Origin of the sequence: Nostoc sp., from assembly GCF_036917555.1 — a bacterium.
GTDB lineage: Bacteria > Cyanobacteriota > Cyanobacteriia > Cyanobacteriales > Nostocaceae > Nostoc.
Genome location: NZ_JBALDD010000022.1, coordinates 53,198 through 66,506, shown reverse-complemented (window position 1 = coordinate 66,506; position 13,309 = coordinate 53,198). Strand labels below are relative to the sequence as shown.

The 13,309-nt window shown below is 39.1% G+C and carries 13 protein-coding genes; 5 read left to right on the top strand and 8 right to left on the bottom strand.

Going from position 1 to position 13,309, the window contains the following annotated elements:
- Positions 1-59 precede the first annotated feature (59 nt).
- On the top strand, positions 60-662 hold the full coding sequence (locus V7K60_RS08270; RefSeq protein WP_334924508.1) for a PEP-CTERM sorting domain-containing protein: 603 nt from the start codon (positions 60-62) through the stop codon (positions 660-662).
- A gap of 207 nt (positions 663-869) precedes the next feature.
- On the opposite strand, the gene V7K60_RS08265 is transcribed toward V7K60_RS08270, so the two are convergent.
- A complete protein-coding gene (locus V7K60_RS08265) occupies positions 870-1,544 on the bottom strand; it encodes a 2OG-Fe(II) oxygenase family protein (RefSeq protein ID WP_334924506.1) in 675 nt (224 codons plus the stop codon).
- 300 nt (positions 1,545-1,844) lie between these two features.
- On the opposite strand from V7K60_RS08265, the gene modD reads away from it, so the two are divergent.
- The 3 genes from modD to V7K60_RS08250 all read left to right on the top strand — a co-directional run bounded on the left by modD (position 1,845) and on the right by V7K60_RS08250 (position 4,902).
- Positions 1,845-2,696, top strand: coding sequence for a ModD protein (gene modD / locus V7K60_RS08260; protein WP_334924504.1), 852 nt, complete (start codon positions 1,845-1,847; stop codon positions 2,694-2,696).
- A gap of 792 nt (positions 2,697-3,488) precedes the next feature.
- Positions 3,489-4,166 carry a hypothetical protein gene (locus V7K60_RS08255; RefSeq protein ID WP_334924502.1) on the top strand — a complete coding sequence of 226 codons (678 nt, stop codon included), beginning with the start codon at positions 3,489-3,491 and terminating at the stop codon, positions 4,164-4,166.
- Positions 4,167-4,692: 526 nt separating this feature from the next.
- A complete protein-coding gene (locus V7K60_RS08250) occupies positions 4,693-4,902 on the top strand; it encodes a TOBE domain-containing protein (RefSeq protein ID WP_334924501.1) in 210 nt (69 codons plus the stop codon).
- Positions 4,903-5,119: 217 nt separating this feature from the next.
- Here the strand turns inward: V7K60_RS08250 and V7K60_RS08245 are convergent, their stop codons facing one another.
- From V7K60_RS08245 to V7K60_RS08215, 7 genes are all read right to left on the bottom strand, one after another.
- A complete protein-coding gene (locus V7K60_RS08245; protein ID WP_334924499.1) occupies positions 5,120-5,779 on the bottom strand; it encodes a 2OG-Fe(II) oxygenase in 660 nt (219 codons plus the stop codon).
- 27 nt (positions 5,780-5,806) lie between these two features.
- Positions 5,807-6,817, bottom strand: a complete 1,011-nt coding sequence (locus V7K60_RS08240; RefSeq protein WP_334924497.1) for an iron-siderophore ABC transporter substrate-binding protein — start codon at positions 6,815-6,817, stop codon at positions 5,807-5,809.
- Positions 6,817-7,203 carry a TonB-dependent receptor domain-containing protein gene (locus V7K60_RS08235; RefSeq protein ID WP_334924496.1) on the bottom strand — a complete coding sequence of 129 codons (387 nt, stop codon included), beginning with the start codon at positions 7,201-7,203 and terminating at the stop codon, positions 6,817-6,819. The genes V7K60_RS08240 and V7K60_RS08235 overlap by 1 nt, the downstream gene beginning before the upstream one ends.
- Positions 7,204-7,280: 77 nt before the next feature.
- Positions 7,281-9,917 (bottom strand): TonB-dependent receptor, encoded by a 2,637-nt coding sequence (locus V7K60_RS08230; protein WP_334924494.1) that lies wholly within the window; start codon positions 9,915-9,917, stop codon positions 7,281-7,283.
- Between the two features lie 200 nt (positions 9,918-10,117).
- On the bottom strand, positions 10,118-11,086 hold the full coding sequence (locus tag V7K60_RS08225; RefSeq protein ID WP_334924492.1) for a helix-turn-helix transcriptional regulator: 969 nt from the start codon (positions 11,084-11,086) through the stop codon (positions 10,118-10,120).
- Between the two features lie 91 nt (positions 11,087-11,177).
- Positions 11,178-11,936, bottom strand: a complete 759-nt coding sequence (locus V7K60_RS08220) for a HesA/MoeB/ThiF family protein (RefSeq protein WP_334924490.1) — start codon at positions 11,934-11,936, stop codon at positions 11,178-11,180.
- A gap of 292 nt (positions 11,937-12,228) precedes the next feature.
- Positions 12,229-12,375: a hypothetical protein gene (locus V7K60_RS08215; RefSeq protein WP_334924488.1), complete on the bottom strand. Its 147-nt coding sequence runs from the start codon at positions 12,373-12,375 to the stop codon at positions 12,229-12,231.
- Positions 12,376-12,435: 60 nt separating this feature from the next.
- Here V7K60_RS08215 and V7K60_RS08210 point away from each other — a divergent pair, with 60 nt between their 5' ends.
- Entirely contained in the window at positions 12,436-13,275 is an 840-nt protein-coding gene (locus V7K60_RS08210) for a DUF928 domain-containing protein (protein WP_334924486.1), read from the top strand.
- Positions 13,276-13,309: the final 34 nt, after the last annotated feature.

Sequence of the window (13,309 nt, the reverse complement as noted above, 5' to 3'; positions counted from 1 at the left end):
AAATCAAATAATCTGGTTAAATTTGAAACAAACTGTTAGTAAATATAAAGAGATAATTTATGTTAAAAACAAAGTTTTTTCAAAAACCATTAATGGTTATTCTGGGGTTAGCATTAGCCACTGTTTTTAACGCTCAACCCTCCAAAGCTGCTACCTTTACTTATCAGGGAGATACAACAAATGAACTGATTTGGCGGCGTGTAGCACCAGGGAATCCTCCCACTCTTATTAGTGGTGAAAAAGATGGCAATTTGGGAATGAGTGTATCTTACACTGTATTCGATTTTACAGTGGATAAATCAGGTTTATATACTATAAATGGTGAATCTGAACCTACGCTACCTGCAAATAAAAAATGGGATATTTTCTTAGCTTTATATCAGGACAGTTTCAATCCTACTGAGCAAATAAGCAATGTTATTATAGCAAGTACCACTACTAATGGTAGTACTGTTACTTTCAACCGAGAACTCCTTAGAAGACAGAAATATTTTTTAGTTACTACCGGTCGTCAAGTGAATGATTTTGGCCAGTTTAGCAACATAATAAGTGGTTCGGGTCTAATTACGCCAATTCCTGAATCAGATTCAATATTTGCTATGTTAGTCACAAGTAGTATAACTTTACTACTGTATAAGCAAAAAGTAGGTTTAAAAATATAGTATTTCTAAATCATTTGTAAGCACATCCCTAACTTGTGAATAAGTCGGGGATGTGCTTACAAAGTAGTTATGATTGCTATAGTTGCACTCATATAATCAGAATACTCTGTAAGAAAGCTAACTGCCTTTTGTATTGTCAGTTAACTACTTATTTCCAGAAAATAGAGGCGATTGCCTTTTGTGTAGAAATTGGATTTTTACTATCGACTAAGCACCTGCATCAAGATTGTGAAAAAAAGTAATCCTGAGAGCCAATCGGCACTGTAGTGCAGTCGATACTACTGGAGTTACCATGTGCCAGGAATTATCTGAACGCACAATCACAGCCGAAAACTGGTTCAGTGGTGCAATATCTTGGAAGACAGATTCTGGTTTTTCGTCCAAGAGAATTCGCAAACAACCACCCCAATCCATAGGCCATTGTTCATTGAAAAATAGTAAATGAGTCAAAGCTTTCGATGGTTCATCAGTATGAGGGCGATGACAGTGACCTAAATTATATCGACGAAACCCAATCACCATTGCACAGTCTTTCAATTCCACCCCAGACATTTGTGTTAAGGCTTGGCGGTAAGCAGGTGTCCACAATTCTTCTATCACTTGTCGCCAAATACTGCTGAGATTACCAAGATTAGAAGATAATCTTCCTTGTGTAATGCGATCGCGCCAACGATCTGACAACTCAGGGCTGGCGTGATCGCAAAACTTGTATATCAAAGCAATATCTTCATTACTAGCAAGCATCTCACTCCAAAGGTATCCATATCCTTCCCCTATTGATAAGCGAAACTGTTCCTGGGGAAAGCTGGCAGCAAGTTCCAAGCTAGCTGCTTTGGGCGACAAATTCTCTATCACAGCATAACGGTATGGAACTGATTGCATTGTTGTATGATAAATGGCATCTAAATTTAGCATTCTCAATCTTCTTTGGATTATGTTTGTAATTTACACTATCTGTATGATTGCTAAATTCAAGCTTGATATTATAAGTCAATAGGTTCCAATTTCAGCATTTAACTAATTCTAGCGACTGAGGTATATATTCTTTATTAACAAAGTTATTTTGTTACCAACTATTTGGGATAATAGTAGTAATTATTACAATTCCTACAACTGAATGAGATTAGGTTGAGTGGGAATCTTGATTGAGCTATTTATTTGTCAGCTGATCATAAAACTAAAATGAGTGTTTTCTTCTCAGATGAGGCGATCGCTAGGTTAATTCAGGAAGATGTTCCCTACCTAGATTTGACAACTTACGGGCTTGGCATTGGCAAGCAACCTGGTGAAATCGAGTTTTCTACCCGCGATCCGATGACCATTTGCGCTACTGAAGAAGCAGCCAGAGTATTAAAATATTGTGGTGCCGAAGTTCATTATCAAGTCGAAAGTGGTACAGTCTGTCAGGAAAAGGAATTAATTCTTCAAGCTAGTGGCACTGCTCAAGCTTTGCACAGTGGCTGGAGAGTTGCTTTAAATTTGATGGAATACGCCTCTGGCATTGCTTCACGTACAAGAGTATTAGTAGATACTGCTTTATTAGTAAATCAGTCAGTTTCTATTGTGACTACTCGTAAATGTTTTCCAGGGACTAGAGCGCTTTCTATCAAAGCAGTTCTAGCTGGCGGGGGTTTTTTTCATCGCTTAGGATTATCTGAAACAGTTCTGATCTTTAACCAACACCTGATATTCCTGGGAGGTATAGTTGGGCTAATTGAGCGCATGAATGAACTGCGACGACAGTTTCCAGAACAACATATTTGCGTTGAAGTAGATACACCAGAAGATGCTTGGATGGCTGCTCAAGCAGGTGTAGATTTAATTCAGTTTGATAAAATTCCCCTACCAGACCTTGAGCCTCTAGTTTTGAAGTTAAAGCAGCAGTATCCAAACTTAAAACTAGCAGCAGCTGGTGGTATTACCTCTGAAAATATAAAGGATTATGCTAGCACTAGTGTAGATATTTTAGTGACAAGTTCACCGTACTTTGGTAAACCCTGCGATATTGCAGTCAAAATGACGATGGCACAGTAGGCATTTTTAATTTAGTTTGATACTTAAGATTGCAGTTGTTAAAACGCAGGAGCTGAATTAGAAAGAATAGTGTTTACGCAAGACTTAGAACGGAAATAGGGCAGGTGTTTTACGAAGCTCTTAAGTAGTTGATGAAATAGAGCGATAGACGGCTATATCGCTCTCTTCATCGCACCTGTGAACGGTTACCATTTCTTTGGTCTATTGGTTGCATACACTACGAGTCTAGTAGCTGGATAGTTTTGCTGCAACTATAGTATCAGCACAACTACAACCCTTTTCCACAAATCAGGCAATTTTCCAATTTACAGGTGAGTCTCACTTTTAAACACTTTATTAGCTTGATAGTTACCTATTTATAAGGCAAATAATGACAGCAAGTTTATATACAATATTAAGCTGAACTATTTTAAAAAGAAATAAAAATTAATTTTGTTAGCGTTTGATTACCAAATAATCTGGTAATTCACTTAAAAAGTTGGTATTATCTTCAGTACATTACACAGATGTACTTATCGATTTTGAAAAACGTAAATCTCAGGGGAGGTTTGCGGATAACTTTGGCTTTTGATTCATTAGTTTTTAATAACTCATATTGAAAACTAGCAATTTTGTATTGTCTGGTAAGGAGTTGAGAGTTGAATGATTTGAAGGGTTTATTTTTTTTCTAGCAAAAATTATCGTCAAATTGCTCAGTTGTGGCGATAAAAATACTAATTTTTGGTGAGCAAACATCTTTGAGCAAAACTATCTAATTTTTTCAATATTCAATAGTAAACGGAGAAATCTTTTATGCGTTTTACCCGCCAGATACCCATTGCGTCTTTAATACTATCGAGCCTGGTTTTATGGCAGCCTACTTTAGCTGACTCCAGGAGCAATCTTCCCTGGAATAAAGAAGAAAAAATATCATCTCTCTGGAATCAAAATAAGTGTCCTGGAGGTTCTTCACAAAGTTTTCGCTTGGGTGGAGAACTCAAGAATCCAGCCATTTATAACTTGCAAAAACTGCAAAATTTGCGAGATGCTTTAAAAACCCAAAATCCACCATTAATTACTGAAATCACTGTGAGCTTTCAAACCGGCTCAGGGCCACGAACAGAAACATACTATGGAGTCCCCCTATGGGAATTGATTAATAATCCGAAAGCCGGAGGTGGTTTAAAACCCGGAAATTCTGGGGTGAATAGTAAAAACTCTTTTCTGAGGCAATATGTTCTAGTTGACGCCACAGATTGCTATGGTGCAGTCGTAGCTATTGGTGAAATTCAACCTAACTTTGAAGGGAAAACAGTGCTAGTTGCATTTGCAAAAAAGGGTAGTGATGGTAAAGTCGTACCTTTAATAGATGAAGGATTTGCTCGTTTAGTAGTTCCAGGTGACAAAGCTGGAGGTCGTTACGTTAGTAATGTGACAAATATCCTCATATTATCTGCTCCTGCTTCTCCTTTGAAACCAAAATATTTCTGAAAACCCGTCTGATTAAAGATGTCTACAACGGAGAGTTCCCACACCACTTGGTCTACTTGACCAAGTGGCTTTCGGTTGTAAACATTACGCCTTCTTGCTCGTTTAAAACTGAGCTTTGATATTTTCATCCAGATGCAAGAATCAGGGTTTTATAGAGAGCATTCCAATCTTGTAAAAAAAAGTTATGTTATATTAAATTCTCAAAAAAGTAACTAGCGTAGTTAGTCAGGATTCAACTGCTTGACAAATTACTAAATCTACGATACACCAAAAATTATCAGAACGCATCCAAAGAACTAAGTAGCCGCATCACCAAAAACAGTTTTTAATGAATGCTGCGCCAAGTTTTGACTGTCCCTTTGACTATTTTACTATCGACTTTTTCGCGATCTAATACCAGTCTGATATCTAAGTTCTTCTGTAAGGCAGAAGATAGCATCCCGCTAAATGAAGATAATCTAATAATCTGAGAGTTGTTAGTATTACTCAGTTTAAAATTATCTTTTAACGTAGGGAGTATCAAAATATGGAAGTTAGCGCTCGTAATTCCTTAAAAGGAACTATTAAGAAAATTCACCAAGGAGCAGTCAACTCTGAGATCACATTAGAAATTGTGCCTGGCGTAGAAGTAACTGCAATTATTACCAAGGAGTCGGTAGAGCATCTCCAACTTCAAGAGGGAAAACAAGCGATCGCTGTGATTAAAGCGTCAGATGTCATAATTGCTACAGAATAGCTCGAAATGAGTAGATAAGTTGTGGCGATCTGCTTATAGAGCGATCGCTACGATTATCTAACTATTTTGGTAAAAGTTGTAGCAGACTGCAAAAATAAAGGACTCTTTGGTACCTGCTAATCCCTGACTGTTTAACGCTCTTTTGTGTCTCTGGTAAGATAAAAATGCTCTGATTTGCTAAGATTCTTGAAATCTTAATAATTTGCTAAACAATAACCTAAGACTCTGGTAGCCAAAAGGTAGTCGCTAGATGCAAACGGTGTTGAGTTGCATTCAAGGAAATAGGGGAAACCATGTGCCAAGAGCGATCGCAACGTACAATAGCAACTGAATATTGCGGCAAGGGTGGAACTTCTTTAACTACAGATGTAGTTTGATTATCTTTGAGAACTCGGAAATGCCCTCCCCACTCTGGGTTCCATCCTTCATTGAGATAGAAAAGTTGAGTTACATGTTTACGCGGGATATCTGTATGAGGACGGTTCCAGAATCCTAAATCATGTCGTGTTAAATAAATTGTTAGTGAATGGTTTTTCAAATCCAAATTAGTAAGATGCTCCATCGCCTCTCGATAATCAGGAGTGAGAAGTTGTTCAATCAATTTTTGCCAACTAAGACTCAGATCCTTGATATCTTGTAGACCTTTGTATTTACTTTCATCCAGAATGCAGCGTGCGAAAAACCTGTAGTCATTATATGTATATTCCGGGTATCCATCTGGCTCAAAGTCTCTAGCATGATATTCTTTATAGTTTGTAGTAGGAAAACTATTTGCAAGTTCAGATTGTACTGAAGTGTCAAGCAAGTTTTCAAATACAATCCATTTATAAGGAATTTCCTGCATAGTTGCATTACTAATTGCACTCAAGTTCAACATGATCCCTCTTAAAAACTTTCAAATAGTTTATTGCTGTTTAACTAAATATCGCTCCAAATCGTCTATCATCCGATTGGCTGCAAGGGGGCCAAACTGAACCCAGTAAAACCCCACCTCATGAACTTTTTTCTGCTGGACGACTTTTAACTTCGACCACAACGGTTCTGCTTTCAGTTGCTCAAGCATTGGGTGTAAATCGCTTGTGCCCAGTACGTCTTCTGATACTAAAAATAAAATATCCCCATCTAACTCCCTCAAAAGTTCGTTTGATAAAGCATAGGCAGCAGGGCCACCCCCTAGACTTAGGGTTGCTTGACTATCCAAAGTTTGAGAGTAAGGACGTGCAACACCCGCATCTTTAAGAATAACTCCTGAAAAACTTGCCTTCGCCCACACCCAAAGTGCATCAGTACGCAATTCGGCAACCGAGACTAAAGTTGTGTTCAGGCGATCGCCCATTTTTGCTTTAAACTGTTTTAAACGTGCATAATAATTATCCATTACCTGCTGGGCTATTTTAGTTTTACCCAGAACACTGGCTGTGAAAGCAAAAGATTCTTTCCAAGCTCCACTGGTTCCAGGAGGAGCCAAAACAGTGGGTGCAATGTGTGATAACAGTGGATAAATATCTTGATGAAAATGCATACCAAGAATTAGGTCTGGTTTGAGAAATAAGATTTTTTCTATACTAGGAGACAGCCAATATACATCTTCAATACCTGATAGCGGGCCTACTAACCGTTGCAATTGTGAGACAAATGACTTTGAGGCAGCTATAGGTTTGATCCCCAACGCCAAAGCATTTTCTAAACAACGACCACTAAGCACAACAACTCGTTGAGGATGAGCCGGAACTATTGTCTTACCCATTAAGTGCTGAACTACTCGAACCTGACTTAAAGAAGAAACACTCTTGTCATGGCTAACTTTTGGGTAATTAAAAAAGAAACAACCGTTTAGCCACACTACCACAGCAAGTAACCCTAAAAAAGGCAGGGATATGATAAAACACTTGGCTAACCAATGAGTTGTTCTCATTAAAATTCCCACTTTACTGTCAACTCTGCTGTATACGGACGACCAGGAATAATTCTTTGGAGATAGTCAAAGCTTGCTTCATAATATCGAACATTAAATATGTTATTCAAGTTGAGTCCAATGCTAAAGTTATCATTGCGATAGTACAGAGCTGCATCGGTAAGAAAGTAGCTTGGGATCGTATATGTATCGAAATTATCTGGTTTATTATCTCCAACGTAGTTAAAGCCAATTCCACCTCCAAAACCTTTGAGAGAGCCAGTACCAAAGGTGTAAGTTGTCCACAAACTAGCGACATGAGCTGGTACTCTTTCTACTCGATTCCCGACTGGAATATCATTGTCTTTGGTAACGCGTGCATCTGTATAACCGTAAAAGCCAATCACATTCCAACCGGGTTGAGTTTAACCATTGAGTTTTACCCACTTGACAAGACTCTATTTTTCTTAACTTGACACTAATGCTAAAACTCCCACGAAATTGTGCCCAACACCGTTAACGGCGCACCGGGATAGATAGTATCGCTTCCCTGGCTACTTTCGTAATATTTTTCATCAAAAAGATTCTTGATATTGATTGCAGCCTTCCAATTATTGCGTTTGTAATAAAGTGCTGCATCCGTGCGGAAGTAGCTGGGCAACACAAAACTGTTATCCAAATCGCCCTGTCTATCGCCCACATAATACAGTCCCAATCCAAATCCCAAACCTTGCAAACTTCCCCGTTGGATTTCATAGGTTGTCCATAGGCTGGCAGTATTCTTAGCAACGCTTTCCAACAAATTCCCAACTGCATATTGATTGTCTTTGGTGATTTGGGCATCAGTATAAGCGTAAGAGGCAATAATTTTCCAACCAGTCAGAATTTCGCCAGCGATATCGAACTCAATGCCTCGACTACGTTGCTCTCCGACTTGAATGGAAGAATCAAGATTGTTGGGATTGGGATCGGTGGTCAGGACGTTAGTTTTTGTAATCTGGTAAGCAGCCAGGGTTGCAGACAGTCTGTCACTCAAATCGGCTTTGACACCTACCTCGTATTGTGTACCTCGCTCAGGTTCAAAAACAGAATCGTCGGCTGCATTACCGATGACTGGAACAAAAGAACTGCTGTAGCTAGCGTAGAGAGAAATTGGCGGTATCGGCTGGTAGACAAGACCAACCCGAGGGCTAAAGGCTTGGTCAGATTGACTGATGCTAGTTGAGGCAAGTAAATTGTCATTTTTCTGCTCAGTAAAATCGAAACGCCCTCCGACTAGCAGCTTCAAATTATCCAGTAGGGTAATCTGATCTTGCAGGTAAATTCCTAATCTATCAGTGCGAATTTGTCTATTAACAAAAGTTGTTAAAGGATTGGTAGGGGTAACGCTGTTATTCACCGGACTAAAAATATCGATAGGTGACAAAATACCTCTGCTAAAAATCAGCGGACCTTCGCTTCGGTTTAGCTCTATTCCCAAAAGCGGTTGGTGGATAATTGACCCGGTTGCAAACTTTCCTATGACCTCTGTTTGGAGACTGTAGTTGTCAGTTTCAAATTTACCATTTGTAAAATTCCTATCCAAAAACCGATCGTCGATCAAGTCCCCTGGCTCTGCCCGGAAATCATTTACCTTGTTTATAGTAATGGAAAGGGCATTGCGAAGCTGCCAATTTTTACTAAACTGATGTTCTAATCTATAGCCAGCTCTGTAAGCTGTGGTTTTAGAATCATTTTCTCCTGGAACCCCTAAGAAGCGACTAATCGGAATTGGGGCAGGTCTGTTACCAATAGCGACGATGCCTCGATCAAATTGGGTATTATTGTTTAAATACTCAAAATCAAGGTTTAATGTTGTCTTAGTGTCGATTTTCCAGGTTAGAGATGGTGCGATGAAGATACGTTCGGTGTCAATAAAGTCACGAAAACTCCCGGAGTTTTGGTAAGCAACATTCAAGCGATATAACAGAGTTTTGTCCGCATTCAGTGGACCAGAGATATCGAATGTGGGACGATAAAAACTGTAGCTTCCTGCGGTGAAGTCAGCGGCGTAATAAGGTTCACTCAGCGGTTGCTTTGTGACAAGGTTGATAATCCCACCCGGTTCAGCTTGACCGAAAAGGACTGAAGCTGGTCCCTTGAGTACTTCAACCCGTTCCAAGTTTGCTATTTCTGATAATGTGAAGAAGTCGCTATCGCGGAATCCATTTCTAAAATTTCCATCCTGCTCAAAACCACGAATGACATAGCGAGCAGCTCCTGTACCCCCATAGTTGCCTGCTTGTGTCACGCCGCTGACGTTTTGCACTGCATCCTGTAGCCGCACTGCTTTTTGGTCTTGTAACACCTGTCGGGGCACTATTTGAATTGAGGCAGGAATGTCACGCAGGGGTGTATCGGTTTTGGTGGCAGTAGAGGCATTTGGTACACGGTATCCATCCTGTTCGCCCGTCACCACTAACTCAATCGGTTCATTACCACTAGCTGATGGTTGAGTTGGTTGTGTCTGCAACCCTGGCTGCTGTTCTGGCGTTGTTGTTGGCTGTTGAGCAGTGGAAGCACTAGGAGTCACCCCAAAAACTAAACCTTCTTTTGTACTATCAAACAACTCCACCGCAGGCGCAAAAGCTTCCCCAGTCACGGTTACTCGCAATGTGTTCGCATTTACATTTGCAACTGTAATTAATGCAATTCCAGCTACTGGCTTTGATTGTCTAAAATCCCCACTTCTTAGTTGCAACTTGGCGTTAGGGATATCTGCAATATAGGAATTACCCTCAGTTTTCGGGAAAACTTGTAATTTGAGAGAATTAGCTGTGACTAAAATTAACTCTATTCCTTTATTAGTAGAATTAACCTTCACATCCGTAACTAATACCACATCTGTAGTTGCTTGACTAACTTCGGGAAATTTATTTTGTCTAGGTACTCTCCACAAATATGAAGCATTAGTTTTAGGAAGCTGTAGCTGATTCAATGTTTGAATTTCTTGGAAAACTTCACCTGAGCGCACTAAAGTTTTTTTGACTAACGGTTGTTCAGAATATGCTGGATTGGCTAAAGTTAGATAAACAACAGATATTAACCAGCAAACAGCAGGATACGGTAGTTTAGTAAACATTTTTACACACACCCCTTAAGGAATACTAAGTATTTAAATTGAGATCAAGTATAATTTTCCTTACAGTCCATAGCTCTCAATTGCTACTAACTAAGTTGGTAAAAAAATATTTATACCAACCTAATTATTGTAAAAATATATAACTTTTCAGTGTTTGCGTCTTATTCGAGCCGGAATTTTTTTTATTCCATCCGGAATTTTTATCTTTGACAGGACTTAGGACTTACCCCAAACTTCTTACGAAAAGCATTACTAAATGAAGGTAAGCTAGCATAACCTACTGTTCTGGCTACTTCTGTGACATTCATATTTCTTTCAATAAGCAGCTTATAAGCTAGTTCCATTCGGCAGTGATGCAGATAGCCAAACACCGTAGTCCCAAAAACCTGCTTAAAGCCTTGCTTCATTGTGCAATCATTTAAACCTACTTGTCGTGCTAGTTCAATAAGAGATGGTGGGTTGTCTAAATGTTTTAACAGAATTTCTCTAACATTGTAGATGCAGTCAATATCTGATGGCTTGAGTTTATTAATTTGGAAGCAACCTTGGTTTATTTGTAGCTCTTGATCGACTAGCATTGCTACCAGTTCGCAAATCTTACCTTCAAGATAAATTTGTTTAATAAAACCTTGGTAGGGACATTGAAGAATTTGCTGCACTGCTATTTGCATTGCAGGAGTTTGAGTTCCATAGCGTTCATAAGTCGGTTGATCCCAACGTCTAATAAGATGTTCTAATTCTCTTGGAAGTTTACCAGATGTATTTTCTGTAAAGTAGCGAAATGCATTTGGATGTATGTGAACAGCTACTTCTACTATTCGCTGTGATTTAGGCTCAAATACATTACACTCAGATGCCATCCCACTACTACTCAAAAAGTATTCTCCGGTCTTGAACTCAAGGTTTTTAAATTCGCTCTCTACCAAAATAAAAAATCGAAATTCTAATGGATGTTTTCGCCCATGACATTTTAAAATTAATGATTTGGGCTGCTGATAGTTGGAAATGTCTAAAGATATGCTATCTCGTAGCTGAATCTGTCGCCAATACCCTTCTCCAAATTGATACTTTCTGGTGATGTCAAAATTATCTGAACTATCATTATTCTGAATTACTTCTGCTTGGTATAGTAGTTTTAAGTAATCTGCTTGCGAGAGTATTAATGTCATTGTAATGGTAAGCTACTATGAAGTATTTAAAGAGTCAAAATAAGAAAGACTTGGCTCATCGAGTAGATTCGGTTGTTTATAAAGATGTTATTTACGAATTTTCCGAGCAAGAATTGCTACCACACACTAGACATGAAGGATCGTGATAAGAATGTCGTTTAGCAAATTCCATTCGCATTAAGTCGATTGTCAGCAGTTGTGACAATAGGGGTTCACTAAACTTAGTAATCAGCTTTATTACCTCTAATGCACTAAGACAAGCTAGTGTCCCAGAAACAGCACCGAGAACCGAGAACCCACGCCGATTCCAATCCGGCTTTTCTGGGAATAAGCATGATAGACAAGGAGTAACACCAGGAATAATCGTCGTCAGGTAAGCTTCCATTCCGTCCATTGCAGCTTCCACCATTGGTTTTTGCCAGCGCACGCAAGCTTGGTTGAGTAAGTTCCGCTCTGTGAAATTGTGGGCGCAATCAACAGTTACATCAGCAGATTGCACTAAAGAATCTACATTCTCTTTTGTAACGTAATCATGAACTGCTTCCACCTGAATATCAGGATTAATAGCTTGCAGAGTTTCTTTGGCTTTAATTACTCTTGGCTTACCTACCCAATCATTTGTCATCAGAACCTGACGATTCATATCATCTAGCCGTAAGTCACCACCCCGAACTAGAATTAGCCGCCCAACACCTGCTACTGCTAAATAAAGTGCTGATGTACCGCCTAATCCTCCTACACCTGTAACCAAAACTGTTGCAGACTTCAAGCGCTTTTGTGCTGCCTCTCCAAAATTGGGAAGCATCATTTGGCGGTGATAGCGTTCTAACTCATTGGGTGTTAAGTTCATCGCTTTTTATCTCTTTATCAGTCGTAAAATTTACCACCTAGTTGGTAGCAAGTATTGTAGTTGTCTATACACTTTTCTAATTTTTTACCTGTAAAGTTGGTATTTATTCCAGGCACTATTAAGGGAGCTATGTGCCCAATGAAATAAACCCCACGGCTTTGCTGCGGGGTCTTTTAGGTATTATTGCTTTCTAATGGGATACACAGGAATGGCTGATGCAGGCTTTATAGTGCGCGATACGACTTGGTGATTCTCAAAGAATACTTGGAACAACCACCAGTACAGCAATTGATCAATATCTTGGGACATCAGAAGCGTGCGATCGCAATCTTATGCAGACATTTGGTGATATTGCTTTGTAAGCTGAAGCTTGCCATGCCAACTTCCATTCAAATAAAATGCGATCGTCTGCAAAAATGGTAATGATCAATTTAACCAAATTCTACGTTAACCTTTATGATGACGATAGCAACAAGCAAAAATCGTACCTGTTAAGTCAATGAAATGGATCTTAACAACTGCTCTGATTTTGAGCAGCACTACCCAATATTCAGCACAAGTAACAGATCAAACTAAACAACCAATTACTAATAAACAGCCTGCACAACCAGTTAAAACACCTGTTTTACCTCAACAACCTACTTCTCGACCAGTTTTTATTTTGCCAAAAGCACCTGCTCCATTAAGTCCTGTATCTGGGCGGAGAGCAGGAATGGGTAGTCGAGATAATTGCCCTGCAGTTTCAATCCCGCTCACTGCCTTAATACCATTTCAAGAGGAACAAAAGGTTGGCAAACAGACAAACAAATCAATTATCGGGACTGTAGAGGGACTAACCACTTTAGAACGGCCTACATTTTGGTTTTACATCCCCTACACTAAGGATTTGTCTAACTTAAGTGCTGAATTTAGCTTACAGGATAGCGCCGAAAATAATGTTTATAGAAATGCGATCGCCCTACCTTCAAAGCCAAGTATCATTGGTATTTCTCTTCCTAGTACTGCTTCATTAGAAGTAGATAAGGCATATCGCTGGTATTTAAAAGTACGTTGTAATCAAGAGACAGCAAGCATTCCTGTATATGTAGAAGGCGACATTAAAAGAATCAATTTAGATGAGCGTGTTATGCAACAATTAGAAGCCGTAAATGAGCCTCAACAAAAAATTATAATCTATGCTGAAAAAGGGATTTGGTTTGACGCTTTAAATATGCTTGCACAAATATGCATTTCTAATTCTAATGATGCATCTATTGAAAAAGATTGGCAAAGTTTATTGCAATCAATCAATTTGGATAATCTTGCGAGCATGCCTTTAATAAAATTACCAACCCGTTAATAATTTTATATCCAATAAAGTATCTATAAGCCCA

Bases quoted from the DNA above. Each gene is read 5' to 3' on its own strand.
- V7K60_RS08265 (WP_334924506.1), bottom strand. From the start codon at position 1,544: ATGCAATCAGTTCCATACCGTTATGCTGTGATAGAGAATTTGTCGCCC.
- V7K60_RS08255 (WP_334924502.1), top strand. From the start codon at position 3,489: ATGCGTTTTACCCGCCAGATACCCATTGCGTCTTTAATACTATCGAGC.
- V7K60_RS08225 (WP_334924492.1), bottom strand. From the start codon at position 11,086: ATGACATTAATACTCTCGCAAGCAGATTACTTAAAACTACTATACCAA.
- modD (WP_334924504.1), top strand. From the start codon at position 1,845: ATGAGTGTTTTCTTCTCAGATGAGGCGATCGCTAGGTTAATTCAGGAA.
- V7K60_RS08240 (WP_334924497.1), bottom strand. From the start codon at position 6,817: ATGAGAACAACTCATTGGTTAGCCAAGTGTTTTATCATATCCCTGCCT.
- V7K60_RS08245 (WP_334924499.1), bottom strand. From the start codon at position 5,779: ATGTTGAACTTGAGTGCAATTAGTAATGCAACTATGCAGGAAATTCCT.
- V7K60_RS08250 (WP_334924501.1), top strand. From the start codon at position 4,693: ATGGAAGTTAGCGCTCGTAATTCCTTAAAAGGAACTATTAAGAAAATT.
- V7K60_RS08230 (WP_334924494.1), bottom strand. From the start codon at position 9,917: ATGTTTACTAAACTACCGTATCCTGCTGTTTGCTGGTTAATATCTGTT.
- V7K60_RS08220 (WP_334924490.1), bottom strand. From the start codon at position 11,936: ATGAACTTAACACCCAATGAGTTAGAACGCTATCACCGCCAAATGATG.
- V7K60_RS08210 (WP_334924486.1), top strand. From the start codon at position 12,436: ATGAAATGGATCTTAACAACTGCTCTGATTTTGAGCAGCACTACCCAA.
- V7K60_RS08270 (WP_334924508.1), top strand. From the start codon at position 60: ATGTTAAAAACAAAGTTTTTTCAAAAACCATTAATGGTTATTCTGGGG.